The organism is Streptomyces sp. NRRL S-244 (genome assembly GCF_000717915.1).
Classification (GTDB): Bacteria; Actinomycetota; Actinomycetes; order Streptomycetales; family Streptomycetaceae; genus Streptomyces.
Genome location: NZ_JOCX01000001.1, coordinates 159,549 through 185,029, shown reverse-complemented (window position 1 = coordinate 185,029; position 25,481 = coordinate 159,549). Strand labels below are relative to the sequence as shown.

Annotated in this window: 21 protein-coding genes and 1 pseudogene; 15 read left to right on the top strand and 7 right to left on the bottom strand. The window is 70.9% G+C overall.

Annotation, left to right across the window (positions count from 1 at the left end):
• Positions 1-30 precede the first annotated feature (30 nt).
• Entirely contained in the window at positions 31-1,158 is a 1,128-nt protein-coding gene (locus IF02_RS0100890; protein ID WP_030152910.1) for a hypothetical protein, read from the top strand.
• 868 nt (positions 1,159-2,026) lie between these two features.
• On the opposite strand, the pseudogene IF02_RS32035 reads toward IF02_RS0100890, so the two are convergent.
• Positions 2,027-4,252 (bottom strand): annotated as a pseudogene (locus IF02_RS32035) ((Fe-S)-binding protein); the annotation flags it as partial.
• Between the two features lie 121 nt (positions 4,253-4,373).
• A complete protein-coding gene (locus IF02_RS0100880; RefSeq protein WP_078621778.1) occupies positions 4,374-5,003 on the bottom strand; it encodes a sugar transferase in 630 nt (209 codons plus the stop codon).
• 246 nt (positions 5,004-5,249) lie between these two features.
• Between IF02_RS0100880 and dnaK the strand changes: the two genes are divergently transcribed.
• The 4 genes from dnaK to IF02_RS0100860 are packed head-to-tail and all read left to right on the top strand — an operon-like array spanning position 5,250 to position 9,447.
• The gene (dnaK, locus tag IF02_RS0100875; protein ID WP_030152904.1) at positions 5,250-7,097 is read left to right on the top strand and encodes a molecular chaperone DnaK; all 1,848 of its coding nucleotides are present in this window, start codon (positions 5,250-5,252) and stop codon (positions 7,095-7,097) included.
• On the top strand, positions 7,097-7,762 hold the full coding sequence (grpE, locus tag IF02_RS0100870; RefSeq protein ID WP_030152902.1) for a nucleotide exchange factor GrpE: 666 nt from the start codon (positions 7,097-7,099) through the stop codon (positions 7,760-7,762). The genes dnaK and grpE overlap by 1 nt, the downstream gene beginning before the upstream one ends.
• Positions 7,763-7,801: 39 nt before the next feature.
• A complete protein-coding gene (gene dnaJ, locus IF02_RS0100865; protein WP_030152900.1) occupies positions 7,802-8,992 on the top strand; it encodes a molecular chaperone DnaJ in 1,191 nt (396 codons plus the stop codon).
• A 2-nt stretch (positions 8,993-8,994) separates the two neighbouring features.
• Entirely contained in the window at positions 8,995-9,447 is a 453-nt protein-coding gene (locus IF02_RS0100860; RefSeq protein WP_030152898.1) for a heat shock protein transcriptional repressor HspR, read from the top strand.
• A 103-nt stretch (positions 9,448-9,550) separates the two neighbouring features.
• Here the strand turns inward: IF02_RS0100860 and IF02_RS0100855 are convergent, their stop codons facing one another.
• Positions 9,551-10,564, bottom strand: coding sequence for a hypothetical protein (locus IF02_RS0100855; protein ID WP_030152897.1), 1,014 nt, complete (start codon positions 10,562-10,564; stop codon positions 9,551-9,553).
• A 326-nt stretch (positions 10,565-10,890) separates the two neighbouring features.
• Between IF02_RS0100855 and IF02_RS0100850 the strand changes: the two genes are divergently transcribed.
• Positions 10,891-11,205: a hypothetical protein gene (locus IF02_RS0100850; protein WP_030152895.1), complete on the top strand. Its 315-nt coding sequence runs from the start codon at positions 10,891-10,893 to the stop codon at positions 11,203-11,205.
• A 189-nt stretch (positions 11,206-11,394) separates the two neighbouring features.
• Here the strand turns inward: IF02_RS0100850 and IF02_RS0100845 are convergent, their stop codons facing one another.
• Positions 11,395-11,808: a pyridoxamine 5'-phosphate oxidase family protein gene (locus tag IF02_RS0100845; protein WP_030152893.1), complete on the bottom strand. Its 414-nt coding sequence runs from the start codon at positions 11,806-11,808 to the stop codon at positions 11,395-11,397.
• 128 nt (positions 11,809-11,936) lie between these two features.
• Here IF02_RS0100845 and clpB point away from each other — a divergent pair, with 128 nt between their 5' ends.
• The gene (clpB, locus tag IF02_RS0100840; RefSeq protein ID WP_030152892.1) at positions 11,937-14,537 is read left to right on the top strand and encodes an ATP-dependent chaperone ClpB; all 2,601 of its coding nucleotides are present in this window, start codon (positions 11,937-11,939) and stop codon (positions 14,535-14,537) included.
• A 46-nt stretch (positions 14,538-14,583) separates the two neighbouring features.
• Here the strand turns inward: clpB and IF02_RS0100835 are convergent, their stop codons facing one another.
• Positions 14,584-15,099: a hypothetical protein gene (locus IF02_RS0100835; RefSeq protein WP_158708423.1), complete on the bottom strand. Its 516-nt coding sequence runs from the start codon at positions 15,097-15,099 to the stop codon at positions 14,584-14,586.
• A 126-nt stretch (positions 15,100-15,225) separates the two neighbouring features.
• Between IF02_RS0100835 and IF02_RS0100830 the strand changes: the two genes are divergently transcribed.
• Positions 15,226-15,771: a YbjN domain-containing protein gene (locus IF02_RS0100830; RefSeq protein ID WP_030152889.1), complete on the top strand. Its 546-nt coding sequence runs from the start codon at positions 15,226-15,228 to the stop codon at positions 15,769-15,771.
• Positions 15,772-15,781: 10 nt separating this feature from the next.
• On the opposite strand, the gene IF02_RS0100825 is transcribed toward IF02_RS0100830, so the two are convergent.
• On the bottom strand, positions 15,782-16,870 hold the full coding sequence (locus IF02_RS0100825) for a membrane protein (RefSeq protein WP_030152888.1): 1,089 nt from the start codon (positions 16,868-16,870) through the stop codon (positions 15,782-15,784).
• 207 nt (positions 16,871-17,077) lie between these two features.
• Positions 17,078-18,268: a pyridoxal phosphate-dependent aminotransferase gene (locus IF02_RS0100820; RefSeq protein ID WP_106977184.1), complete on the bottom strand. Its 1,191-nt coding sequence runs from the start codon at positions 18,266-18,268 to the stop codon at positions 17,078-17,080.
• A gap of 618 nt (positions 18,269-18,886) precedes the next feature.
• On the opposite strand from IF02_RS0100820, the gene IF02_RS0100810 reads away from it, so the two are divergent.
• The 7 genes from IF02_RS0100810 to IF02_RS0100780 all read left to right on the top strand — a co-directional run bounded on the left by IF02_RS0100810 (position 18,887) and on the right by IF02_RS0100780 (position 25,426).
• The gene (locus IF02_RS0100810; RefSeq protein ID WP_030152885.1) at positions 18,887-19,429 is read left to right on the top strand and encodes a DUF2617 family protein; all 543 of its coding nucleotides are present in this window, start codon (positions 18,887-18,889) and stop codon (positions 19,427-19,429) included.
• A 139-nt stretch (positions 19,430-19,568) separates the two neighbouring features.
• Complete coding sequence (locus IF02_RS0100805; protein ID WP_030152884.1) at positions 19,569-21,209, top strand: polyamine aminopropyltransferase; 1,641 nt, start codon at positions 19,569-19,571, stop codon at positions 21,207-21,209.
• Between the two features lie 115 nt (positions 21,210-21,324).
• Positions 21,325-22,218 carry an SRPBCC domain-containing protein gene (locus IF02_RS0100800; RefSeq protein ID WP_030152883.1) on the top strand — a complete coding sequence of 298 codons (894 nt, stop codon included), beginning with the start codon at positions 21,325-21,327 and terminating at the stop codon, positions 22,216-22,218.
• Between the two features lie 29 nt (positions 22,219-22,247).
• A complete protein-coding gene (locus IF02_RS0100795; protein WP_030152878.1) occupies positions 22,248-23,033 on the top strand; it encodes an aldose epimerase in 786 nt (261 codons plus the stop codon).
• 29 nt (positions 23,034-23,062) lie between these two features.
• Positions 23,063-23,602, top strand: a complete 540-nt coding sequence (gene pyrE, locus IF02_RS0100790; RefSeq protein WP_030152877.1) for an orotate phosphoribosyltransferase — start codon at positions 23,063-23,065, stop codon at positions 23,600-23,602.
• Between the two features lie 287 nt (positions 23,603-23,889).
• Positions 23,890-24,912: a class II fructose-bisphosphate aldolase gene (gene fbaA / locus IF02_RS0100785; protein WP_030152875.1), complete on the top strand. Its 1,023-nt coding sequence runs from the start codon at positions 23,890-23,892 to the stop codon at positions 24,910-24,912.
• A gap of 100 nt (positions 24,913-25,012) precedes the next feature.
• The gene (locus tag IF02_RS0100780) at positions 25,013-25,426 is read left to right on the top strand and encodes a DUF3151 domain-containing protein (RefSeq protein WP_030152874.1); all 414 of its coding nucleotides are present in this window, start codon (positions 25,013-25,015) and stop codon (positions 25,424-25,426) included.
• Positions 25,427-25,481: the final 55 nt, after the last annotated feature.

The window sequence follows — 25,481 nt, the reverse complement described above, 5'->3', positions numbered from 1 at the left end:
TTCGTATGTGTCGCCGTCGACGAGACAGACATGACCCACGACCCACGACCCACGACCTACGAGTACGAGAAGAGCCCCCACATGCGCAGCACGACCCGTCGCACCACCCTTCGTACCGCCGCCGTCTCCGCGGGCGCGGCCGCCGTACTGGCCCTCCCGGTCGGATCCGCGTTCGCGGACTCGTCGGCCGGACCGGAGCAGGAGGTTCTGCCGGGGGTCGAGCAGCCGGTGCAGGAGCGGCCCGTGCAGGAGCGGCCCGTGGAGGAGGGGAAGTCGGGTGAGGGTGCGTCTGGTGAGGGCAAGCCCAAGCCCGTTACGGAGCCGGCCGTTGATCCGACCGTGCCCCAGGTCGACCCGACCGCGCCGTCGGTCGAGCGGGCCTTCGTGACCACGGTCAAGCTGGCGGACGGCTCGATCGCCAAGGTCTACAAGATCGGCAACGGCCACTTCGAGGCCGAGGTCTTCTCCGGGTCGACGAAGCTGGACACGCTGGTCAGCAAGGGCGGCAAGCCGGCGTACGGGCAGAACAACGGGCTGCACGTCGTCCTCCAGCCGAACGGGACCGTGACCTCGTGGGTGGAGGGCGAGCAGAAGCCGATGCCGAAGCCGAAGCCGATGCCCGAGCCGGTGGAGAAGCCGGTGGAGAAGCCGAAGCACGAGGTCAAGAAGGAGACCTCGGTCCGGATCACCATGCCGGACGGGCGGATCGCGAAGCTGATCGACGGCCCGAACGGCAAGCGCGTCGAGATCTCCATGCCGAACGGGAACCTCCTCGGGACGATCGACCTGAAGCACCCCAGCGCGCAGAACGACGGCTGGACGTACCGGATCGTCCAGGACGGGAAGCGCGTGAAGTTCGTCGTCATCGACGGGAAGGGTGGCGGGAGCAGCTGGGTGTACGGGTTCGACGGGAAGCTGATCGAGAAGTACGTGGCCGAGCCGTCGAAGGCGGCTGCGAAGCCGGCGGGGGACCGGGTGGTCCCGAAGGGTGGAGTGAAGGCCGGGGCGGAGGGCGTCGGAGCCGGAGCCGGAGCCGGAGTCGGGGCTTCGACGGGTGATACGCCGATGCTCGTTGCCGCCAGCGGGGGGATGGCCGCGGTGGGGGCGGCTGGGCTGGGCTTCGCTCTGCTGAAGCGGGGGCGGGCCGACCAGTCCTGACGGGGTGGGGTGGTTGGGTGGGCCGCTGCGCGGGGCCTTATCCCCACCCCGCCCCTTCCCGAAACCGGGGGCTCCGCCCCCGGACCCCGAAACGCCGGTACGGCCGGCCCCTTGAGCAGGGGCCGGCCGTACCGGCGTTTCGTTGCGGGCTGGCGCCCTGCTAGGCCTTGGCCTCCGGCTTCGCCTCGGCCTCGGCCTTGGCGTCCTCCGCAGCCTTCGGCTCCGCCTCGGTCGCGGCTTCCGCGTCGGCGGCAGCCTGGGCCTCGGTCCCAGCGGTGGCGTCCGCCTCCGGCTCGGCCTCGCCCTTGGCGGTGGAGCCTGCGTCGTCGGCCTCGGTGGCGGCTTCTGCTTCCGGCTCCGCCGGCGCCTTGGCGTCCGCCTCGGCCTCGGTCGAGGCAGGAGCTGCTGCCCCTGCCGGAGCCTCGGCCTCGGACTTCGCCTCGGCATCCGCCTTGGCCGCAGCTTCGGTCTCCGCCTTGGCTTCGGCTTCTGCCTCGGCCTTGGCCGCTGCTTCCGCCTCGGCCTTCGCCTTGGCTTCTGCCTCTGCCTCTGCCTCTGCCGCTGCCGCAGCTTCCGTCTTCGCCGTGCCTTCGGCTTCTGCCGCTGCCGCTGCCGCAGCTTCCGTCTTCGCGGTGCCTTCGGCTTCTGCCTCTGCCCCGGCCGCAGCTTCCGCCTCGGCCGTGCCTTCGGCTTCCGGCTTGGCCGCAGCTTCGGTCTTCGCCTTGGCTTCGGCTTCCGCCTTGGCCGCGGCTTCTGCCTCGGCCTTGGCCGCTGCCTCCGCCTTCGCTTCGGCTTCCGCCTTGGCTTCGGCTGCCGCCTTCGCCTCCGCGGCCGCCGCTTCCTCCGCCGCCAGGGCTTCCGCCGCGAGTTCGGCTTCCGTCGGGGCCGGGGCCTTGACCGACTCCAGGAGGAGCTGGGCCACGTCCACGACCTGGACGGATTCCTTCGCCTGGCCGTCGTTCTTCTTGCCGTTCACCGAGTCCGTCAGCATGACCAGGCAGAACGGGCAGGCCGTCGAGACGATGTCCGGGTTCAGGGACAGGGCCTCGTCCACGCGCTCGTTGTTGATGCGCTTGCCGATGCGCTCTTCCATCCACATCCGCGCGCCACCGGCGCCACAGCAGAAGCCCCGCTCCTTGTGGCGGTGCATCTCCTGTTGGCGCAGCCCCGGTACGGCCGACATGATCTCGCGCGGCGGCGTGTAGACCTTGTTGTGCCGACCCAGGTAGCACGGGTCGTGGTACGTGATCAGGCCGTCCACCGGCGTGACCGGCGTCAGCCGGCCCTCGTCGATCAGGTGCTGGAGCAGCTGCGTGTGGTGGATGACCTCGTACTCGCCGCCCAGCTGCGGGTACTCGTTCGCGATCGTGTTGAAGCAGTGCGGGCAGGTGGAGACGATGCGCTTCGCCGACTTCGGCTTGCGCGTCGACTCGTCCTCGTCGTCCTCGCCGAACGCCATGTTCAGCATGGCGACGTTCTCCTGGGCCAGCTGCTGGAACAGCGGCTCGTTGCCCAGGCGGCGCGGGGAGTCACCGGTGCACTTCTCGTCGCCGCCCATGATCGCGAACTTGACGCCCGCGATGTTCAGGAGCTCGGCGAAGGCCTTCGTGGTCTTCTTCGCCCGGTCCTCCAGGGCGCCCGCGCAGCCGACCCAGTACAGGTAGTCGTACTCCGAGAGGTCCTCGGCGTCCTTGCCGACGATCGGGACCTCGAAGTCGACCTCCTTGGTCCACTCCACGCGCTGCTTCTTGGCGAGGCCCCAGGGATTGCCCTTCTTCTCCAGGTTCTTGAGCATCGTGCCCGCCTCCGACGGGAACGCGGACTCGATCATCACCTGGTAGCGGCGCATGTCGACGATGTGGTCGATGTGCTCGATGTCGACCGGGCACTGCTCGACACACGCACCGCAGGTCGTGCAGGACCAGAGGACGTCCGGGTCGATGACACCGTTCTCCTCCGCCGTGCCGATCAGCGGGCGCTCCGCCTCCGCCAGCGCCGCCGCGGGAACGTCCGCCAGCTGCTCCGGCGTCGCCTTCTCCTCGCCCTCCATGGTCTTGCCGCCACCCGCGAGCAGGTACGGCGCCTTGGCGTGGGCGTGGTCGCGCAGCGACATGATCAGGAGCTTCGGGGACAGCGGCTTGCCCGTGTTCCACGCCGGGCACTGCGACTGGCAGCGGCCGCACTCCGTGCAGGTGGAGAAGTCGAGGATGCCCTTCCAGGAGAACTGCTCGACCTGGGAGACGCCGAAGACGTCGTCCTCGCCCGGCTCCTCGAAGTCGATCTCCTTGCCGCCGCTCGTCATCGGCTGCAGCGCGCCCAGCGCCGTCGAACCGTCCGCGTTCCGCTTGAACCAGATGTTCGGGAAGCCGAGGAAGCGGTGCCACGCGACACCCATGTTGGTGTTGAGCGAGACCGTGATCATCCAGGTGAAGGACGTGACGATCTTGAGCGCGGCGAAGAAGTACGTCAGGTACTGGATGGTGCTCAGGTCCAGCCCGTCGAACGCGGCGATCAGCGGGTACGAGGCGAAGAAGCCCGGCTCCCAGCCGTCGACGCCGTGCTGGACGCCCTCCAGCGCGCGCAGCGTCATGATGCAGACGCCGACGATCAGGATGACGGCCTCGACGAAGTACGCCTGGCCCGTCTTGGAACCCGCGAAGCGGGACTTGCGGCCCGCCGCGCTCGGCCGGCTCAGCTGCCGGATCACGATCAGGGTCACGATGCCGAGGACGGTCATCAGGCCGAGGAACTCGGTGAAGATCTCGTACGGCAGCCAGTCACCGATGATCGGGATCAGCCAGTCGGCCTGGAAGAGCTGGCCGAACGCGTTGACGATCGTCAGCAGCAGCGAGAAGAAGCCCACCGCCACGAACCAGTGCGCGAAGCCGACGATCCCCCAGCGGTTCATGCGGGTGTGGCCGAGGAACTCCTTGACCAGGGTGATGGTGCGCTGTGTGGGGTCGCCGGTGCGCGTGCCCGCGGGCACTGGCTGGCCGAGCCGCACGAAGCGGTAGATCTGCACGGTGGCACGGCCGAACAGCGCGACGGCCACCACCGTGATGACCAGCGACACGATGATCGCGGCGAGTTGCATGGAAGGGCTCCTCGGGCGGCACTTACTAAGCGGTAACTTATGAAGTCAAGGCTTGAGGTTACCCATTCCCCGCGCCGCAATGTAGGTGGGCGAGCGGTGATCTGTGTCGCTCAGGCATGCCTCAGGAGCGCCTGTGCCGACAGGCCGCCCGAGGGGTCTGAGCCAGGATCGCGAGATCCATCCCCAGCCAATGACTCTCCACATAGTGCCGGTCCAGCAGGGCCATCTCTTCCCAGGGGAGGTCGGATCGCGCGCTGACCTGCCACAATCCGGTCATTCCGGGCCGTACGAAGAGCCGGTCGGCCCGGTCCGTACGCGGTTCGGGGCGCGGCCCGACCAGCGACATCTCGCCGCGCAGCACGTTCAGCAGCTGCGGCACCCCGTCCAGGGCGCACCGCTTCAGGGTCACCCCCAGCCGGCCCGCGGCGTCCGTGCGCAGCCGCCAGGTCAGGAACGGCCGCCCGGCCAGCCCGGCCGCCGGTTCCCGTACGAAGACCCGCCCGCCCTGGGCTGCGTACAGCAGGGCGGCGGTGACCAGCAGCGGCAGTGCGAACAGCCCGGCCAGCGCGGCGGCCCCGAGGAGGTCGACCACCCGCTTCGCCGACAGGTCCGGCAGGCCTGGCAGGCCCGGCAGACCCGAGGCGGCGGGCGAGCCTGCCGGGGCGGGCAGGCGTACGAAGGGGTGCGGGCTCGCCGGGCGCCGTCGTACGAGGTGCCGGATCGTGGGGAGCGTGAGCGGCGGCAGCGGCATGGGGGCACCCTGCCCGCGCCTCCGGCGGTTTCGGCGGTGCCGCGCAGTGGACCGGCCCAGCATCGCCCGCTCGGCCCCCGGAGGGCCTCCCGGGGCCTCCGGGGGTGCCGTGAGGGCCTCCAGAGGGTGCCGTGAGCGTAAGGCCCGGATAAAAGTTGAGTCGCCTCCACTCACCTCTGTTGACGACGGCGCGGAGATGCGGCATGGTTGAGTCTGTTCCACTCAAGTCAGCTGGAGGAAATCAAAATGGCACGTGCGGTCGGCATCGACCTGGGCACCACTAACTCCGTCGTCAGCGTTCTCGAAGGCGGCGAGCCCACCGTCATCACCAACGCCGAGGGCGCCAGGACCACGCCGTCCGTCGTCGCCTTCGCCAAGAACGGCGAGGTCCTCGTCGGCGAGGTCGCCAAGCGCCAGGCGGTCACGAACGTGGACCGCACCATCCGCTCCGTCAAGCGCCACATGGGCACTGACTGGAAGATCAACCTGGATGGCAAGGACTTCAACCCGCAGCAGATGAGCGCCTTCATCCTGCAGAAGCTGAAGCGCGACGCCGAGGCCTACCTGGGCGAGAAGGTCACGGACGCGGTCATCACCGTCCCGGCCTACTTCAACGACTCCGAGCGCCAGGCGACGAAGGAGGCCGGCGAGATCGCGGGCCTCAACGTCCTGCGTATCGTCAACGAGCCGACCGCCGCCGCCCTGGCCTACGGCCTGGACAAGGACGACCAGACCATTCTCGTCTTCGACCTCGGTGGCGGCACCTTCGACGTGTCGCTCCTCGAGATCGGCGACGGCGTCGTCGAGGTCAAGGCCACCAACGGTGACAACCACCTCGGTGGTGACGACTGGGACCAGCGCGTCGTCGACTACCTGGTGAAGCAGTTCGCCAACGGCCACGGCGTGGACCTCTCCAAGGACAAGATGGCGCTCCAGCGCCTGCGCGAGGCCGCCGAGAAGGCGAAGATCGAGCTGTCCTCCTCCACGGAGACCACGATCAACCTGCCCTACATCACGGCTTCCGCCGAGGGCCCGCTGCACCTGGACGAGAAGCTCACGCGCGCCCAGTTCCAGCAGCTGACCGCGGACCTCCTGGACCGCTGCAAGACCCCGTTCCACAACGTCATCAAGGACGCCGGCATCCAGCTGTCCGAGATCGACCACGTGGTCCTGGTCGGCGGCTCCACCCGCATGCCGGCCGTCGCCGAGCTCGTCAAGGAGCTGACCGGCGGTCAGGACGCCAACAAGGGCGTCAACCCGGACGAGGTCGTCGCCATCGGCGCCACCCTCCAGGCCGGTGTCCTCAAGGGTGAGGTCAAGGACGTCCTGCTCCTCGACGTGACCCCGCTGTCCCTCGGCATCGAGACCAAGGGCGGCATCATGACCAAGCTCATCGAGCGCAACACCACGATCCCGACCAAGCGGTCCGAGATCTTCACGACGGCCGAGGACAACCAGCCGTCCGTGCAGATCCAGGTCTACCAGGGCGAGCGCGAGATCGCGGCGTACAACAAGAAGCTCGGCATGTTCGAGCTGACCGGCCTGCCGCCGGCCCCGCGTGGCGTCCCGCAGATCGAGGTCTCCTTCGACATCGACGCGAACGGCATCATGCACGTCACGGCCAAGGACCTTGGCACGGGCAAGGAGCAGAAGATGACCGTCACCGGCGGCTCCTCGCTCGGCAAGGACGAGGTCGACCGCATGCGCCAGGAGGCGGAGCAGTACGCGGACGAGGACCTGCGCCGCAAGGAGGCGGCCGAGTCCCGCAACCAGGGCGAGCAGCTCGTCTACCAGACGGAGAAGTTCGTCAAGGACAACGAGGACAAGGTCCCGGCCGAGGTCAAGACCGAGGTCGAGGCGGCCGTCGCCGAGCTGAAGGAAAAGCTCAAGGGCGAGGACACCGCCGAGATCCGCACCGCGACCGAGAAGCTCGCCGCGGTCAGCCAGAAGCTCGGCCAGGCCATCTACGCCGACGCGCAGGCCGCCCAGGGCGCGGCCGGTGCCGCGGGTGACGCGGGCCAGGCCAAGCCGGAAGACGACGTCGTCGACGCCGAGATCGTGGACGAGGACAAGCCGAAGGGCGGCGCTGCCTGATGTCGGAGGAGACCCCGGGCTTCGAGGAGAAGCCCGAAGTCCCCGCCGACGGCACGCCTGACGACGCCGCCGAGCCGAAGGCCGCAGCTTCCTCCAAGGAGGAGGCCGCGGCCCCGGCCGGGGACTCCGCAGCAGCACAGGATGTCGCTCTGCTGGCGCAGCTGGACCAGGCCCGCACCGCGCTCGGCGAGCGCACCGCGGACCTCCAGCGGCTCCAGGCGGAGTACCAGAACTACCGCCGCCGGGTCGAGCGGGACCGTATCGCCGTCAAGGAGATCGCGGTCGCGTCCCTCCTGACGGAGCTGCTCCCGACCCTGGACGACATCGGCCGGGCGCGGGACCATGGCGAGCTGGTCGGCGGCTTCAAGTCGGTGGCCGAATCGCTGGAGACCGCCGCGGCCAAGATGGGGCTGCAGCAGTTCGGCAAGGAGGGCGAGCCCTTCGACCCGACGATCCACGAGGCCCTGATGCACTCGTACGCGCCGGACGTCACCGAGACGACCTGCGTCGCGATCCTGCAGCCGGGGTACCGGATCGGCGAGCGTACGATCCGCCCCGCGCGGGTCGCGGTGGCCGAGCCCCAGCCGGGCGCGGCCCCCAAGTCCGAGTCGGCCGAGGCCGACGCGCCGTCGGACAAGGACACGGATGCCCCCGACAAGGGCTGACGTTGAACCAGTAGCGGTACGAGAGGAGGGACACCGGGGATGAGCACGAAGGACTTCGTCGAGAAGGACTACTACAAGGTCCTCGGTGTCCCGAAGGACGCCACCGAGGCCGAGATCAAGAAGGCGTACCGGAAGCTCGCTCGCGAGTTCCACCCGGACGCCAACAAGGGCGACGCCTCGGCCGAGGAGCGCTTCAAGGAGATCTCCGAGGCCAATGACATCCTCGGCGACGCCAAGAAGCGCAAGGAGTACGACGAGGCCCGCGCCCTGTTCGGGAACGGCGGCTTCCGCCCCGGTCCCGGCGGGGGCGGCGGCTCGTTCAACTTCGACCTGGGCGACCTGTTCGGCGGCACCCAGCCGGGTGGCGGCGCGGCCGGCGGTTTCGGCGGTGGCGGCGGCGGTCTGGGCGATGTCTTCGGCGGACTGTTCAACCGCGGCGGCGCCGGTCCCGGGACCCGTGTCCAGCCGCGCCGCGGCCAGGACATCGAGTCGGAGGTCACCCTCTCCTTCACGGAGGCGGTGGACGGGGCCACGGTCCCGCTCCGGATGTCCTCCCAGGCGCCCTGCAAGGCCTGTTCGGGCACCGGCGACAAGAACGGCACGCCGCGCGTGTGCCCGACCTGCGTCGGCACCGGCCAGGTCTCGCGGGGCAGCGGCGGCGGCTTCTCGCTGACCGACCCCTGCGCGGACTGCAAGGGCCGCGGCCTGATCGCCGAGACCCCCTGCGACGTCTGCAAGGGCAGCGGGCGGGCCAAGTCCTCCCGCACCATGCAGGTCCGCATCCCGGCGGGCGTCTCCGACGGCCAGCGGATCCGGCTGCGCGGCAAGGGCGCCCCGGGCGAGCGCGGCGGCCCCGCCGGTGACCTGTACGTGGTGGTCCACGTCGACGGCCACCCGGTGTTCGGCCGCAAGGACGACAACCTGACGGTCACCGTCCCGGTGACCATCGCCGAGGCCGCCCTGGGCGCCGACATCAAGGTCCCGACCCTGAACGGCCCCTCGGTGACGCTGAAGCTGCCGCCGGGCACCCCCAGCGGCCGTACGATGCGGGCCCGCGGCAAGGGGGCGGTCCGCAAGGACGGCACCCGCGGAGACCTGCTGGTGACGGTGGAGGTCGCCGTTCCGGCCTCGCTGTCGGACAAGGCCCGTGAGGCGCTGGAGATGTACCGCGACGCGACGGAGTCGGAGGACCCGCGCGCCGTGCTGTTCGAGTCCGCGAAGGGAGCATGATCATGGACGGCCGCCGCAGGAGCCACTACCAGCTCAACGACGACACTCCTGTCTACGTCATCTCGGTGGCCGCCCAGCTCTCGGGCCTGCATCCGCAGACCCTGCGCCAGTACGACCGGCTCGGCCTGGTCTCCCCGGACCGGACGGCCGGCCGCGGCCGGCGCTATTCGGCCCGTGACATCGAACTGCTCCGCACGGTGCAGGCGCTGTCCCAGGACGAGGGCATCAACCTGGCCGGGATCAAGCGGATCATCGAGCTGGAGAACCAGGTCGCGGCGCTCCAGCAGCGCGTGGCCGAGCTCTCCGCGGCGGTGGACGGCGCGGCGGCCGCGCTCCAGCAGCGCGAGGCCCAGGTGCACGCCTCGTACCGGCGGGATCTGGTCAAGTACCAGCCGCCGGTGGCGGGCAACGCCCTGGTCGTCTGGCGCCCCGCGCCGAAGCGCCAGAGCGACTGACGGCAGGTACCGGAGCGACTGCTCGAACGCACGGCCTCGAGCGCACGGCCTCGAACGCACGGCACAGGCCCCGTCCCGGATTCGGGGCGGGGCCCGGTTCGTTTCAGTCGCCCTCGTCCTCCAGGATCCCGGAGCGGGCGATGAGGAAGCCGAGCTGGGCCCGGCTGCCGCTGCCGAGGGTGCTGGCGAGCTTCGCGATGTGCGCGCGGCAGGTCCGTACGTTCATGCCCAGCCGGCGGGCGATGGCCTCGTCCACGTGCCCCTCGATGAGGAGCTGCGCGATGGTGCGCTGCACGCCCGAGATGCCCCCGCGGGTGTGCTGGTACGTGACTTCCTCCTGGAGCGGCACCGCGCGGTGCCAGAGCTGCTCGAACACCTTGATGAGGTAGTCCACGAGCCCCGGGTGGCGCAGCTCCAGGGCGACCTGGCGGTCGTCGCTGGCCGGGATGAAGGCGACGGTCCGGTCGAAGATGATGAGGCGCTCGAAGAGCTCCTCCAGCGTGCGCACCTCGACCTTGCCGGCCTTGAGGAGGTCGACGTACGCGAGCGTGCCGCGGCTGTGCCGGACGGTGTGCTGGTAGAGGGTCCGGATCCGGACACCGCGGTCGGTCAGCGGCTGGTCGCGCTCCAGGGCCTCGGTGAGCTCCAGGCTGGGGCGGGCGCCGCCGGGCTGGATGGTGAGCATCTCGGTGTGGCACTCGGCCGTGGCGAGGTTGAGGGCGGCGTTGATGGGGTCGAAGCCCTCGAGGACGGTGATGGCGTGGGTGCTCGCCGGATTCTGCGCGCTGATGGCGAGAAACGGCTCGAAAGCCTCGGACAGTTCGAGTGAGTCGCGGTGCCTGTCGCGGATCTCGCGTTCGATCGGATGCAGCCGCTGTGCGAGTGCCACCGCCGGTGGAACCGGACGGAGGGAATTAACGTCATCAGGATCTGGCTGCAACAACGCCAGATCGAGCAGGCAGGGTGCCGTTTTGACATCCCCACGTGCGATACGTCCCGTGCGCAGCGCGCTCGTGTAGAGCCGTGCCCCCTCGCTGCACAGCTCGGTGACCGAGTGGGGATGTGTCGCTTTTGTTCTGTTTGTGGTCAAATCTCCACCCCCCAGGGTCCTGAACATGCAAGAACATGATGCATCGTCCCTGTGGCAGCGACGTGCCTGAATGAGCCATCGTCTGACAGGCGGGGGAGAGGATTTCATCAAGTGAGGACGAAGCCGACCATGAACAAGAGAATGCTTCGCTCGGCGCTTGCCACCGTCATCTTCTCGGCTGTGGCCGGTCTGGGACTTGCCGGGGTCACCCTGGGGGGAGCTGAAGGGGGTGCCGCAGACCTCCAGGCGGCGCCGCTGGAGGACAGCGGATGGCGCGCGGCACCGTTGGACAGCGGATGGCGCTCGAACCCCGCAGACGCCGAAGCCGGCGCCGTTGGCGTGGAGAGCGCGGCATGACCCCCGACGACCGCGGTTTCCGTCGCGAAATGGCCTCTGCCTACCGCTCCGGCTGGCAGTTCATCGACCTCGCCACCGCCATCCCCCACGCTGGCGACTCGCTGATGGTCACCCTGTTCGGACAGCCCATCGTCATCACGCGCGAGGAGGACGAGGACGTCCGGGCGTACCGGTGCCTGCGCCGCCCCCGCGGCGCGCCGCAGCCCGTCCGCTGCGAGGTGCGCTACGGAATGGTCTTCGTCAACCTTGATCAGCGCGACCACCAGCTCTTCGAACCCGATATCACCACCGCCACCCCCCGCAGTGCCTGAAGCGATTCCCCCGTCTTCGCAGATCGCTCCAGGTGCTTCCCCCACACAACGGCGCCATCGTGGACCTGACCACGATGGCGCCGTTGTGATGTCCGCGTCCAGTGCTTGAACCGGACAAGGTGAAAACCGAACTGTTTCGCCGGCTCTGCCGGTTCCGCCAGTTCCGCCAGTTCCGCCAGTTCCGCTGGTTCAGGCCCGGCCCATCGCGCGGTCGAGGCTGATCTCCAGGACGACCCGGTCCGGATTGGGCGACGGCGTCCGCCCGTAGCGCTCCGCGTAGCGCGCCACCGCCTCGGCGACCGAGGCCTCGTCGGTACGGACCACCGCGCGCCCCTCCAGGGTCGCCCAGCGGCGCCCCGCCATCTGGCACACCGCGACCCGCGCCGGGCCCGCCTGCGTCCCCTGCGCCGCCAGCACGTTGCGGATCTTCTTGCTGTTCTTGTTGCTGATCACCCGGGCCAGGCCGGCCTCCGGGTCGTACGTGACGCCCACCGGCACCACGTGCGGGGTCCCGTCGGGGCGCGGGGTGGTCAGCGTGCAGACGTGCCGCTCCCGCCAGAAGGCGAGGTACTCGGGCGTCGGGTTGAGTACGTCAAGAGCCATGGCCCGAGAGTACGGGAGGGCACCGATTCTGCCCTTGAGTGGAATAGACTCAACTTTGCGGACGCTGCCATACTCAAAGAGCGGAACCCCAACCCTGTGTCCGACCTGTCTGAGAGGAGAAGTCGCACGTGGATGCCGAGCTGACCAACAAGAGCCGGGACGCCCTGAACGCCGCCACCAGCCGCGCCGTGAAGGACGGCCACGCGGACCTGACCCCGGCGCACCTGCTGCTGGCCCTGCTGGCCGGCGAGGAGAACGAGAACATCACCGACCTCCTCGCGGCCACCGAGGCCGACCAGGCGGCGGTCCGGAACGGCGCCGAGCGGCTGCTGGCAGCCCTGCCCAGCGTCACGGGCTCCACGGTCGCGCCCCCGCAGCCCACCCGCGAGCTGCTCGCCGTACTCGCCGAGGCCGACCAGCAGGCCGGGAAGCTCGGCGACGAGTACCTCTCCACCGAACACCTCCTCATCGCGATCGCCGCCAAGGGCGGCGCCGCGGGTGAGGTCCTTTCCACGCAGGGCGCGACGGCGAAGAAGCTGCTGGACGCCTTCGAGAACGCACGAGGAGGACGGCGGGTGACCACCCCCGACCCCGAGGGCCAGTACAAGGCCCTCGAAAAGTTCGGCACGGACTTCACGGCAGCCGCCCGCGAGGGCAAGCTCGACCCGGTCATCGGCCGCGACCAGGAGATCCGGCGCGTCGTCCAGGTCCTCTCGCGCCGTACGAAGAACAACCCGGTGCTGATCGGCGAGCCCGGCGTCGGCAAGACGGCCGTCGTCGAGGGCCTGGCGCAGCGGATCGTCAAGGGTGACGTCCCGGAGTCCTTGAAGAACAAGCGGCTGGTCTCCCTCGACCTCGGTGCGATGGTCGCGGGGGCGAAGTACCGCGGTGAGTTCGAGGAGCGGCTGAAGACGGTCCTGGCGGAGATCAAGTCGAGCGACGGCCAGATCATCACCTTCATCGACGAGCTGCACACCGTCGTCGGCGCGGGCGCCGGCGGGGACTCGGCGATGGACGCGGGCAACATGCTCAAGCCGATGCTGGCCCGCGGTGAGCTGCGGATGGTCGGCGCGACCACGTTGGACGAGTACCGCGAGCGGATCGAGAAGGACCCGGCGCTGGAGCGCCGCTTCCAGCAGGTGCTGGTGGCGGAGCCGTCCGTCGAGGACACGATCGCGATCCTGCGCGGGCTCAAGGGCCGCTACGAGGCCCACCACAAGGTGGTCATCAACGACAGCGCGCTGGTGGCCGCCGCGACCCTCTCCGACCGCTACATCACCTCCCGCTTCCTGCCCGACAAGGCCATCGACCTGGTCGACGAGGCCGCGTCCCGCCTGCGCATGGAGATCGACTCCTCGCCGCTGGAGATCGACGAGCTCCAGCGCTCGGTCGACCGCCTGCGCATGGAGGAGCTGGCGCTGAAGAACGAGTCCGACCCGGCCTCGATCGAGCGCCTGGAGAAGATCCGCAAGGACCTCGCCGACAAGGAGGAGGACCTGCGGGGCCTGACCGCCCGCTGGGAGAAGGAGAAGCAGTCCCTCAACCGGGTCGGCGAGCTCAAGGAGCGCCTGGACGACCTGCGCGGGCAGGCCGAGCGCGCCCAGCGCGACGGCGACTTCGACACCGCCTCCAAGCTGCTCTACGGGGAGATCCCGACGCTGGAGCGCGAGCTGGCGGAGGCCACCGAGGAGGAGGAAGAGGCCTCCAAGACCGGCACCTCCAAGTCCGCGATGGTCAAGGACGAGGTCGGCCCCGACGACATCGCGGACGTGGTGGGTGCGTGGACCGGTATCCCGGCGGGCCGTCTCCTGGAGGGTGAGACGCAGAAGCTGCTGCGGATGGAGGACGAGCTGGGCCGGCGTCTGATCGGCCAGGGCGAGGCCGTACGGGCCGTCTCGGACGCGGTGCGCCGCACCCGGGCCGGTATCGCGGACCCGGACCGGCCGACCGGCTCGTTCCTCTTCCTGGGCCCGACGGGCGTGGGCAAGACGGAGCTGGCCAAGGCGCTCGCGGACTTCCTCTTCGACGACGAGCGGGCCATGGTCCGCATTGACATGTCCGAGTACGGCGAGAAGCACTCGGTGGCCCGCCTGGTCGGCGCCCCGCCCGGATACGTCGGCTACGAGGAGGGCGGCCAGCTCACCGAGGCCGTGCGGCGCCGCCCGTACAGCGTGGTGCTCCTGGACGAGGTGGAGAAGGCCCACCCCGAGGTCTTCGACATCCTGCTCCAGGTCCTGGACGACGGCCGCCTCACGGACGGCCAGGGCCGCACCGTGGACTTCCGCAACACAATCCTGATCCTGACCTCCAACCTCGGCAGCCAGTTCCTCATGGACCCGGCGACCTCCCCGGAGGAGAAGCGCGACCGGGTCCTGGACGTGGTCCGCGCTTCGTTCAAGCCGGAATTCCTCAACCGCCTCGACGACCTGGTGGTCTTCTCCGCGCTGAACGAACAGGAGCTGGCCAGGATCGCCGAGCTCCAGATCGCCGGCCTCGCCAACCGCCTGGCGCAGCGCCGACTGACCCTGGAGGTCACGCCCGAGGCCCTGGCCTGGCTCGCCGACAAGGGCAACGACCCCGCCTACGGCGCCCGGCCCCTGCGCCGCCTGATCCAGACGGCCATCGGCGACCGCCTCGCCAAGGAGATCCTGGCGGGCGAGGTCCGCGACGGTGACACCGTCCGCGTCGACGTGGCGGGCGAGGACCTGATCGTCGGCAAGGCCATGTAGCCGGGTGCCCGGTCCGCGGCCGCCCGAGCCGCCGCGGGCCGGGCTCTCAGCCCTCGTGGGCGACGAACCGGATCAGGACGTCGTACCCCACCTGCTGCTCGACGCTGATCTCCACCCGCCGCGCCAGCCCGGCCACGGCCTCGGGATGGTCGACGCTGATGCACCGGTTCCCGGCCTCCGGGTCGTACCCCGGCCCCGGCTTCGGGCAGAGCGCCGGCCGCTGCCTGCGGCCGTGCTCCTGCGCCTGCGGGAAGGCGGCGGCCAGCCACGTCTCCACCCCGCCGCGGTCCATCCGGAACGATCCGCTCACGGTGGTGTCCGGCCAGTCGGTCCGCTCGCACCGCCCGCCCCGGGCCCCCGCCGGCAGGCTCCCGCGGGCGAACTGCAGGGCCTGCGCGCAGTCGGTCCCCGTCCGCTTTTCCCGGCCGTCCGAGTGGTTGGCCCAGCCGTCCAGGACCAGCCACAGGCCCACCGACCCGGCGATGCCGATGACCAGCGGCGCGGCCAGCACGACGACCGCGAGCCACGATATGCCGGTACGCCCTGCCTTACGTCCTGCCACAAGTCCCCCGGTCGCTCTTATCAGCGGCTTACTCCTGTCCGCCCTGCGCGGATCGTACGTGCGGGGGTGGACAGGGGGTGGGAGCCATGGGGGAGGATGACATCATCCGCACGAAGGGAAAACACGGTGAGCATCGACCCGGCCTCGATTCCGAACTTCGGAGGGCAGCAGCCCGATCCGCAGGCCACAGGACCGGCGGGCCCCGTCGTCCCCGACCAGGATCTGGTCAAGCAGCTGCTGGAGCAGATGGAGCTCAAGTACGTCGTCGACGACGAGGGTGACCTCGCGGCGCCGTGGGAGGAGTTCCGGACGTACTTCATGTTCCGTGGCGAGGAGGAGCAGCAGGTCTTCTCGGTGCGGACCTTCTACGACCGTCCGCACGCGATCGAGGACAAGCCCCAGCTCCTCGAGTCGATCGACGACTGGAACCGCCGCACCCTGTGGCCGAAGGTCTACAGCCACACGCACGACGACGGCTCCGTCCGCCTGATCGGCGAGGCGCAGATGCTGATCGGCACCGGCGTCAGCCTGGAGCACTTCGTCTCGTCCACGGTCAGCTGGGTCCGCGCCTCCATCGAGTTCGACAAGTGGCTCGTGGAGCAGCTCGGACTGGAGAAGGAGATCGACTCCACCGACGGCGACGGTGACGACAAGGACGGCGACGACAACTAGGCGCCCCCGGTCACAGCGGTACGCGGGCGACCAGTAGCAGGTACAGCCCGTAGCCGTACGAGAGCCCGGCCAGCCCCGCGGTCACAGCGACCGCGGAGCGCGGCCGGGCTCGCGCCATTGCGGCCGCGACCGGCAGGAGCAGCGGGAACGCGGGCAGCAGGAAGCGCGGCTTCGATTCGAAGTAGCCGGCCCCGCCGTAGGTGATCAGCAGCAGGACGGCGGTGTAGACGAGCAGGGCCGGCGGCATCCGGTCCAGCAGCAGGAGCACCGCCAGGAAACCGGCGGCGGCCAGGATCGCCACGGTCACGACGGTGGCGAGCGGTACGTGCCCGCCGGTCAGCACCCGCCAGATGCTGTCGGTCGTGTACGAGCCGAAGTCGAAGCGGGAGCCCCAGCGCCGCTGCACGGTGAAGTACCCGGCCGGGTCCCCCGTGCGTATCCCGACGGCGAGGACGTACGCGGCCCAGCCCGCCGGGGCCAGCAGCGCGGCCGCCCACACCTCGGGCGCGCGGGACCTCCGTACGAGCAGCGCGTGCAGCGCGACGGCGGTCACGGCGGCGGCGACGGCGATCCCCGTCGGGCGGGTCAGCCCGGCGGGTATCGCGAGGCCCGCGGCCCACAGCCAGCGCCGGCGCAGTACGGCGTACAGGGCCCAGGCCCCCAGCGCGGCCAGCAGCGGCTCGGTGTAGGCGAGGGTCAGCACCACGGAGTACGGGGTCGCCGCCCACAGCGCCACCAGCAGCACCCCGACGCGCCGGCCCAGCACCAGCTCGCCGATCCGGTACACCCCGGCGGCGGCCACCGCGGCGGCGGTCCAGGCCACGAGCAGCCCGGCCCAGGGGGTGGCCCCGGCCAGCCGTACGAGCAGCGGGTACAGCGGGAAGAAGGCGTAGTCGCTCTGGACCAGCCCGGAGCCGGCCCACATCTGGGTGCGGCCGTATCCGTGCACGGCGATGCCGAGGTACCAGACGGAGTCCCAGGAGTACCCGAGCACGCGGACGGGGCTCCGCCCGGCCCACCAGGCCCCGACGGCGAGCACCACCGCCCCGCCGACCCGGACGGCGGCGAAGACCCCGAGCGCGACGAGGGCCGCGGGCACCCTGCCGGTCCGGAGTCCCTGCGGCCGCACGGAAACCGACACACTGCCCGTCGCCGCCATGAACCCCGTCTTTCCCGCGCTGCGTGTGGAAGCCGTCCGGACGAGGAGGGCCTCGGGCACCCTAAAGCTCACGGCCTTCCGGGGGGCGTGAATGCCCTCGGAATCTCCGGTGAACTCGGACCCGTCCGACCCCGGAGCCGCCCGGCCTCAGAGCCTGCGCAGCCGGGCGGCGGCCTCCTCGAGGACCTCGGTCTTCTTGCAGAAGGCCCAGCGGACCTGGGTGGCGCCCGCCGCGCGGTCGTCGTAGAAGACCTGGTTCGGGATGGCGACCACGCCGCAGCGCTCGGGGAGGGCGCGGCAGAAGGCGAGGCCGTCCTTCTCGCCGAGCGGGGTGATGTCCGTGGTGATGAAGTACGTGCCCTGCGGGCGGAAGACCTCGAAACCCGCCGCCGTGAGCCCGTCGGCGAGGATGTCGCGCTTGGCGGCGAGGTCGGCGCGGAAGTCCTCGTAGTAGGCGTCGGGCAGCCGCAGGGCCTCCGCGATGGCGTACTGGAAGGGGCCGGAGGAGACGTAGGTCAGGAACTGCTTCGCCGAGCGGACCGCCGAGACGAGCTCCGGCGGGGCGGTGATCCAGCCGACCTTCCAGCCCGTGAACGAGAAGGTCTTCCCGCTGCTCGAAATGGTGACCGTGCGCTCGCGCATGCCGGGCAGCGAGGCCAGCGGGAGGTGGGCGCCCTCGAAGACCAGGTGTTCGTAGACCTCGTCCGTGACGACGAGCAGGTCGCGCTCCACCGCCAGTTCCGCGACCGCCGCGAGCTCGGCCGGGGTCAGGACCGTGCCCGTCGGGTTGTGCGGGGTGTTCAGCAGGAGCAGGCGCGTGCGCGGGGTGACCGCGGCGCGCAGTTCGTCGAGGTCGAGGGTGAACGCGCCGGCGTGCGGGCGCAGGGTGACCGGGACGCGGGTGGCGCCGGCCATCGCGATGCAGGCCGCGTACGAGTCGTAGTACGGCTCCAGGGCGATGACCTCGTCGCCCGGTTCGAGCAGGGCGAGCAGGGAGGCGGCGATGGCCTCCGTCGCGCCCGCGGTGACCAGGACCTCCGTGTCCGGGTCGTACGACAGGCCGTAGAACCGCTGCTGGTGCTGTGTGACCGCGGTCCGCAGCTCCGGGATGCCGGGGCCGGGCGGGTACTGGTTGCCCAGGCCCGTCAGGACGGCGCGGGCGGCGGCCTCGGCGATCTCGGCGGGGCCGTCGGTGTCGGGGAAGCCCTGGCCGAGGTTGATCGACCCGGTGCGGGCGGCCAGGGCGGACATCTCCGCGAAGATCGTCGTGCCGAAGGACGCGAGGCGGCGGTTCAGGAAGGGGCGGCTGCCGCCCACGGGTGCGCTCATGGGCGTCATCCTGGGGGGAACCTCTGGAGTTGCTCAAGTGTGCTTTGGCCCGGGTGGCCTGCGGGCATCTCCCTTTCACACCCGGGGGACCGGGCGATGAACGGGGGTTGAGCTCATGTCTGTTTTCGGTTGGGTGCTTGCCGCGCTGGTCGTCGTGTGCTTCGTGGCTCTGGTCAGGAAGGTGGCCCGTGCCTGGACGGGTGCCGATTCCGGCTCCGGCTCCGGTTCGGGCTCCGGTTCGGGCTCCTCGTGGTGGGCGGGCGGGGGCGGCTCCTCCGGCGGGTGTTCGAGCGGTTCCTCCTGCGGTTCCTCCTCGTCCTGCGGCGGATCGTCGTCCTCCTGCGGCGGTGGAGGCTGCGGTTCCAGCTGACCCGGGGCGGCTGGCGCCACATGCGTGGGACGCGTGTGGTTGAACACGTGAACTGTGTAGCCCCCTGGGGGATGTAAACCCAATCAAGTTGGGTAAAAACGCTGTGAGTGCCGTGCCTTTCATGATTCCCTCGGTTGAGTAGACCAGTCCTCGGACCTCCCTGGACTTCCTGTGGACCCGTGCCGGTGTCCCCCCACCCGTTGACTACCGCTGGCGGGCCCCGGCCCATCTCCCTCGCGCGTTTGCGGAGCCGACTCATGCTCACGACCCTCCAGACCACCTACACCGACACGCGTGCCGCCGATCTCGCCTGGGCCCTGGGTCGGGACCGGCTGCCCGCCCTGGCCGTACTGAACCTCGAACTGGCGGGCGCGAAGCTGGAGTTGCGCCTCCTCGGCGCCTCGCACCAGGTGCTCCTGGAGGAGGGCGGGGTGCTCTGTTCGGAGACGGTCGCCTGTATGCCCGGCAGCCGTACGCCGCTGCCGCTCGGCGTGGCCAAGCGGATGGGCGACTGGGACTACGAGTTCGCCGCGCGGGTCGAGACCCTGTCGCAGGGCTCGTTCGCGGGGCGGGCGCAGGAGCTGCTCGCGCTGGTCGCGGATCACCCGAACGGATTGGCCGGAACCTTTCCCGGCAGCCCGTACGCCTTCACCGCCATGCTCGCGCAGCACCACGAGGGCCAGGTGCGCTGGCGGACCTGGCACGCGTACCCGCAGGAAGGCCAGTTGGTGGCCACTCGTACGAGGGTCGGCGCGCGCACGGGTGCACCGACCGGAGCCCTGGAGTCCGCCGCACGGTAGCGCGGGACTGGGCTGGGCCTTCCGGGGCGCGGGCGCCGCGAGCCTCCCCACACGGTTACGCCAACCGGCTGGAACAGTAAGCCACTTGCACCCATGTGGGTGACGGGATGTGAGTGGGCGGTGACGTACCGTTCGCTTCATGATCGACCGTTCCGTCCCGCGCCGGGTGCTCCCGGCTCCGGAGCCGCGGGGCGTGGCGACCCTCCCGGCCGCCCTGCCCGTACGGCCCCGGACCGGCCGACTCCTCGTCCTGGCCACCGTGTTCGTCTGCGCCGCCTGCGGCCTGGTGTACGAGCTGGAGCTGCTCGCCCTCGGCTCCTACCTCATCGGCGACTCCGTCACCCAGGCGTCCGTCGTCCTGTCCGTCATGGTCTTCGCGATGGGCGTCGGCTCCCTGCTGGCCAAACGGCTGCGCAGCCGGCCCGCCTTCGGATTCGCCGCCATCGAGGCGGGCCTCGCGCTGCTCGGCGGGCTCTCCGCGATGTCGCTGTACGCGAGCTTCGCCTGGCTCGGCGAATCGCGGCCCGCGCTCGTGGCCTTCTCCTTCGCGATCGGCGTGCTCATCGGCGCCGAGATCCCGCTGCTGATGGTCCTCATCCAGCGCATCCGCAGACAGGACGCGGGCGGCGCCGTCGCCGACCTGTTCGCCGCCGACTACGTGGGCGCCCTCGTCGGCGGGCTGGCCTTTCCCTTCCTGCTGCTGCCGCTGCTCGGCCAGCTGACCGGCGCCATGCTGACCGGCACCGTCAACGCGGTCGTCGGCGCGGGCCTCGTCCTGTGGCTGTTCCGCCGCGACCTGAGCCGCCGCTCCCGCTGGCTGCTGATCGCCGCGCACCTCACCGTGCTCGCCGTCCTCGCCTGCGCGACCGTCCTCGCCGACGATTTCGAGCGGGTCGCCCGCCGCGCCGTCTACGGCGCCGAGGTCCGGGTCGCGCGGCAGACCGGCGTCCAGGAGCTCGTCCTGACCGGCCCCGCCACCGGCTCCCCGCGCTCCCTCGACCTGTTCCTCGACGGCCGGCTGCGGGTCAGCGGCTACGACGAGTACCGCTATCACGAGGCCCTCGTGCACCCCGCGATGACCGGCCCGCACGCCCGGGTCCTGGTGCTCGGCGGCGGCGACGGGCTCGCCGCCCGCGAGGTGCTGCGCTACCGGGACGTCGCCTCCGTGACCGTCGTCGAGCTCGACCCCGGCGTGGTCCGGCTCGCCCGCACCGACCCGATGCTGTCCGCGCTCAACGGCCGGGCGTACGAGGACCCGCGCCTCGGGGTCGTCACGCAGGACGCGTTCCACTGGCTGCGCGGGCCCGCCGCCCGGGACCGGTTCGACGTCATCGTCTCCGACCTCCCCGACCCGGGCATCACCCCGAGCACCAAGCTGTACTCGCAGGAGTTCTACGGGCTCGCCGCGCGGGCCCTGCGCCCCGGCGGGCGGCTCGCCGTGCACGCGGGACCGCTGGCCAGCCGCCCGCGCACGTACTGGACGGTCGAGGCCACCCTGCGCGCGGCCGGCCTGCTCACCGCGCCCTACAGCGCAGGCGGCCGGCTCTCGGGCTTCGCCGCCGGCCCCGACCGCAGCCCCGGCACGTCGGACGCGCCGCCGCAGGACTGGGGCTTCGTACTGGCCGGCCGGGAGCGGGTCCCCGAGCTGCGGGTGGACCGGAACACGCCGTGGCCGCGCTCCCTGTCCACGCAGTCCCTGCGGGACGCCTCGCGCGACGCCGAGCGGACGCGGGTGGCGGGCCTGCCGCCGTCGACGCTGCCGCACCCGAGGTATTCGTAAGCACCGGCTATTCGTAAGCACCGGCCGTTCGGAAGTACCGGCAATTCGGAAGCACCGGCCATTCGTGTGTGCCGGACCGGGTACGGGAAGGTCTCCCCTCGGTAGGCTCGACCACATGGAGCATCAGGTGTTCGTTCCGGTACCGGCAGACGACCTCCGCGCCGTGCTGCGCGACCCCGCCCGGGTGGCCCGCTGCGTTCCCGGGCTCCAGCAGGACGCCGACGCGGCGTCCGGGCCCGTGTCGGGCCGCCTCAAACTGCGGGTCGGTGGCAGCACCGTCACCTACCGCGGGGCCCTGACCGTCACCGAAGGGGATCCGGACCGCTTCACCGTGGCCGGCGAGGGCACCGAGATCCGGGGCAGCGGCACCGTCAAGCTGGCGCTCGCGCTGCTGCTGACCCCGGCCGAGGACGGGACCCGGCTGGAGTTCACCGCCGAGGGCACCGCGGACGGGCGGGCCGCCGCCTTCCCGCCGGAGGCCACCGCCACCGCCGTACGCCGGCTCCTGGACCGGGCCGCCGAGCAGCTCGCGGCGCTGGCGGCCGGAGCGGGGGAGCCGGTGACCGACGTCATCGCCGAGGCGGAGGAGGCCGAGGAGGCCGAGCGGGGCGCGGACGGGGAAGACGGGGAAGACGGCGGCGTCACCGACGAGGTCACGGCCTCCGTCTTCGACACCGAGGTGCCGCCCCCGTCCCTGGACCCCTTCATGGACGGCGACTTCGAGGGCCTCCCGGAGCTCGACCGGATCGGGGACATCGGCGACATCGGGGACGTCGACGAGTTCGCCGCCGCCGCGCAGCCCCCCGCCGAGGCCGCCCACGCCCGCCGCACCATGATCGGCCGCAGCGCCGAGGAAGTGGACCACGCGCCGCCGCGCGGCCGCTACGCCCCGGTCCCGGCCCCCGCGGCCTCGGGAGCCGGCGCCAGCCTGCGCTGGATCGCCCCGGCCGCCGCCCTGGCGCTGGCCTCGGCGGTCGTCGTCGGCCGAGCTCTGCGCCGCCGCCGCTGACCCGTCCGACAACCCCTAGAGTCGGCCGCATGAGTACGCAACTGAGCGCGGGCGGCGCCGAGGTGACCGTCGACCAGGAGAACGGCTGCCGGATCAGCAGCCTGCGCATCGACGGCACGGAGCTGCTGCGCCAAGGGGCGCACTTCGGGGCGTTCCCCATGGTGCCGTGGTGCGGGCGGACCGCGAACGGGCGGTTCCGGGACGGCGGAGTCCTCTACGAGCTCCCGCTCAACCACCCCCCGCACGCCATCCACGGCTTCGGCCGCGACCACCCCTGGCGCAAGGTCCGCCACGGCGACACCGACGCGGCGTTCGTCTACGACCTCGCCGACCCGTGGCCCTGGCCCGGCCGGGTCACCCAGAGCGTCGAGCTGACCGCCGAGAGCCTGACGCTCTCCTTGGGCGTCGAGACGTACGGCGACTCCTTCCCGGCCCAGGCCGGCTGGCACCCCTGGTTCCGCCGCAACCTCGGCACCGGCGAGGACGCGCGGCTCGGCTTCGAGGCCGGGTGGCAGGAGGAGCGGGACGCCGACCACATTCCCACCGGGCACCGTGTGGCTCCCAAGCCCGGCCCTTGGGACGACTGCTTCGGGATGCCGAACGGCGTGGACGTCACCCTCACCTGGCCCGGCGTGCTGGAGCTGAAGGTCCGCAGCCGCGAGGAGTGGGTGGTCGTCTACGACGAGGACCCCGAAGCCGTCTGCGTGGAGCCCCAGTCCGGTCCGCCGAACGGCCTGAACAGCCTCCCGCGCCTGGTCACGCCGGTCGACCCGCTGGAGATCTCCACGACCTGGACCTGGCGGCGGCTCGGTTAGCACGCCCGCACGCCTTTAAGCTCGGGGTCATGACTGACGTACGCGATGCGCTTCTGCAGCAGATCAAGGACAAGGCCGTCGTGCACGGCAAGGTGATCCTCTCCTCCGGCAAGGAGGCCGACTACTACATCGACCTCCGCCGGATCACCCTGGACGGCGAGGCGGCCCCGATGGTCGGCCAGGTCATGCTCGACCTCACCGCCGACCTGGACTTCGACTGCGTCGGCGGTCTGACCCTGGGCGCCGACCCGGTCGCGACCTCGATGCTGCACGCCTCCGCCGCGCGCGGCGGACGCCTCGACGCGTTCGTCGTCCGCAAGGCGCAGAAGGCGCACGGCATGCAGCGCCGTATCGAGGGCACCGACGTGAAGGGCAAGCGCTGCCTGGTCGTCGAGGACACCTCCACCACCGGCGGGTCCCCGCTGACCGCCGTCGAGGCCGTCCGCGAGGCCGGCGGCGAGGTCGTCGCCGTCGCCACGATCGTGGACCGCGGTGCCGCGGACGCCATCGCCGAGGCGGGTCTGCCGTACCTCACCGGCTACCGGCTCGCCGATCTCGACCTGGGCTGATCCCGATCCGGGCCGACCCCGCGCCCGGGCCGATCCCGCCCGATCGCATTTGATCTTGTTCGGTCTCGCATGCTGGCCCCCGGAGAACTGGTGACTTAGGTCCCCGGGGCTCCGGGCACAGGTCCTGACCTGCTCTTTCCCGGCCGGGCGGAATGTTTCACGTGAAACGGTCCACCCGGCACGGGTGGAGTGTCGCGCGGAGTCTGGAAAGATGAGCGCGACGGTTACGTCGCCCCCAGGTCAGGGCCAGCAATCGCACACTCCCCGCACATCCAAGGAGCGGACAGATGCCCATCGCAACCCCCGAGGTCTACAACGAGATGCTCGACCGGGCGAAGGCAGGCAAGTTTGCCTACCCGGCGATCAACGTGACCTCGACCCAGACCCTGCACGCTGCACTGCGCGGCTTCGCGGAGGCCGAGAGCGACGGCATCATCCAGATCTCCACCGGTGGTGCGGAGTTCCTGGGTGGCCAGTACAAGAAGGACATGGTCACGGGCGCGGTCGCCCTGGCCGAGTTCGCGCACATCGTTGCCGCGAAGTACGACGTCACCGTCGCGCTGCACACGGACCACTGCCCCAAGGACAAGCTGGACGGCTACGTCCGCCCGCTCCTCGAGGTGTCCGCCGAGCGTGTGGCCCGTGGTCTGAACCCGCTCTTCCAGTCGCACATGTGGGACGGCTCCGCCGAGACCCTGGCCGACAACCTGGCCATCGGCCAGGAGCTGCTCGCCAAGGCCGCCGCCGCGAAGATCATCCTTGAGGTCGAGATCACCCCGACCGGTGGCGAGGAGGACGGCGTCACCCACGAGATCAACGACGAGCTGTACACCACCGTCGACGACGCGATCCGCACCGCCGAGGCCCTGGGTCTGGGCGAGAAGGGCCGCTACCTGCTGGCCGCCTCCTTCGGCAACGTGCACGGCGTCTACAAGCCGGGCAACGTCGTCCTGCGTCCCGAGCTGCTCAAGGACCTCCAGCAGGGTGTCGGCGAGAAGTACGGCAAGACCAGCCCGTTCGACTTCGTCTTCCACGGCGGCTCCGGCTCCTCCGAGCAGGAGATCGCCACCGCGCTGGAGAACGGCGTCGTGAAGATGAACCTCGACACCGACACCCAGTACGCCTTCACCCGCCCGGTCGCGGACCACATGTTCCGCAACTACGACGGTGTCCTGAAGGTCGACGGCGAGGTCGGCAAGAAGTCCACCTACGACCCGCGCACCTGGGGCAAGCTCGCCGAGGCGAGCATGGCCAAGCGCGTCACCGAGGCGTGCGCGAACCTGCGCTCGACGGGCACCAAGCTGAAGTAGTACCCGCCACACCGCACGACCGAAGGGCCCGGTCCACCGTCTCGCGACGGAGGACCGGGCCCTTCGCCGCAGGAGGAGCCCGATACCCCAGACTTGGGGCATGTCCATTCACCAGAACCTGCTCGGGGGCCCCGCCCCCACCCACCTCCCCGACGAGCCGGGCCGCGAGGCCATCGCCGCGGGCACGCCCGCCGTCGAGGTGGCCGCCGCGCACCCGACCTCCTCCCTCGCCTGGGCGGTCCTCGCCGACGAGGCGTTCGCAGCCGGCCGCACCGTCGAGTCGTACGCGTACGCCCGTACGGGCTATCACCGCGGCCTCGACGCCCTGCGCCGCGCCGGCTGGAAGGGCCACGGCCCGGTGCCGTGGGAGCACGAGCCGAACCGCGGTTTCCTGCGCGCCCTGTACGCCCTGTCCCGCGCGGCCGGGGCGATCGACGAGAAGGAGGAGTACGAGCGCTGCTCGACCTTCCTGCGCGACTCCTCCGAGACGGCCGCGGACGTCCTCGGCGCCTGACGCATCCGGACGGCCGGGGCCCCGCGCGCGGGGCCCCGGCGTGCCGTAGTGTCCG

Excerpts from the sequence above, each read along its gene's own strand:
- IF02_RS0100890 (WP_030152910.1), top strand. The coding sequence starts at position 31 with ATGACCCACGACCCACGACCCACGACCTACGAGTACGAGAAGAGCCCC.
- IF02_RS0100880 (WP_078621778.1), bottom strand. The coding sequence starts at position 5,003 with ATGCCGCTGCCGCCGCTCACGCTCCCCACGATCCGGCACCTCGTACGA.
- dnaK (WP_030152904.1), top strand. The coding sequence starts at position 5,250 with ATGGCACGTGCGGTCGGCATCGACCTGGGCACCACTAACTCCGTCGTC.
- grpE (WP_030152902.1), top strand. The coding sequence starts at position 7,097 with ATGTCGGAGGAGACCCCGGGCTTCGAGGAGAAGCCCGAAGTCCCCGCC.
- dnaJ (WP_030152900.1), top strand. The coding sequence starts at position 7,802 with ATGAGCACGAAGGACTTCGTCGAGAAGGACTACTACAAGGTCCTCGGT.
- IF02_RS0100860 (WP_030152898.1), top strand. The coding sequence starts at position 8,995 with ATGGACGGCCGCCGCAGGAGCCACTACCAGCTCAACGACGACACTCCT.
- IF02_RS0100855 (WP_030152897.1), bottom strand. The coding sequence starts at position 10,564 with ATGTTCAGGACCCTGGGGGGTGGAGATTTGACCACAAACAGAACAAAA.
- IF02_RS0100850 (WP_030152895.1), top strand. The coding sequence starts at position 10,891 with ATGACCCCCGACGACCGCGGTTTCCGTCGCGAAATGGCCTCTGCCTAC.
- IF02_RS0100845 (WP_030152893.1), bottom strand. The coding sequence starts at position 11,808 with ATGGCTCTTGACGTACTCAACCCGACGCCCGAGTACCTCGCCTTCTGG.
- IF02_RS0100820 (WP_106977184.1), bottom strand. The coding sequence starts at position 18,268 with ATGACGCCCATGAGCGCACCCGTGGGCGGCAGCCGCCCCTTCCTGAAC.
- IF02_RS0100810 (WP_030152885.1), top strand. The coding sequence starts at position 18,887 with ATGCTCACGACCCTCCAGACCACCTACACCGACACGCGTGCCGCCGAT.
- IF02_RS0100805 (WP_030152884.1), top strand. The coding sequence starts at position 19,569 with ATGATCGACCGTTCCGTCCCGCGCCGGGTGCTCCCGGCTCCGGAGCCG.
- IF02_RS0100800 (WP_030152883.1), top strand. The coding sequence starts at position 21,325 with ATGGAGCATCAGGTGTTCGTTCCGGTACCGGCAGACGACCTCCGCGCC.
- IF02_RS0100795 (WP_030152878.1), top strand. The coding sequence starts at position 22,248 with ATGAGTACGCAACTGAGCGCGGGCGGCGCCGAGGTGACCGTCGACCAG.
- pyrE (WP_030152877.1), top strand. The coding sequence starts at position 23,063 with ATGACTGACGTACGCGATGCGCTTCTGCAGCAGATCAAGGACAAGGCC.
- fbaA (WP_030152875.1), top strand. The coding sequence starts at position 23,890 with ATGCCCATCGCAACCCCCGAGGTCTACAACGAGATGCTCGACCGGGCG.
- IF02_RS0100780 (WP_030152874.1), top strand. The coding sequence starts at position 25,013 with ATGTCCATTCACCAGAACCTGCTCGGGGGCCCCGCCCCCACCCACCTC.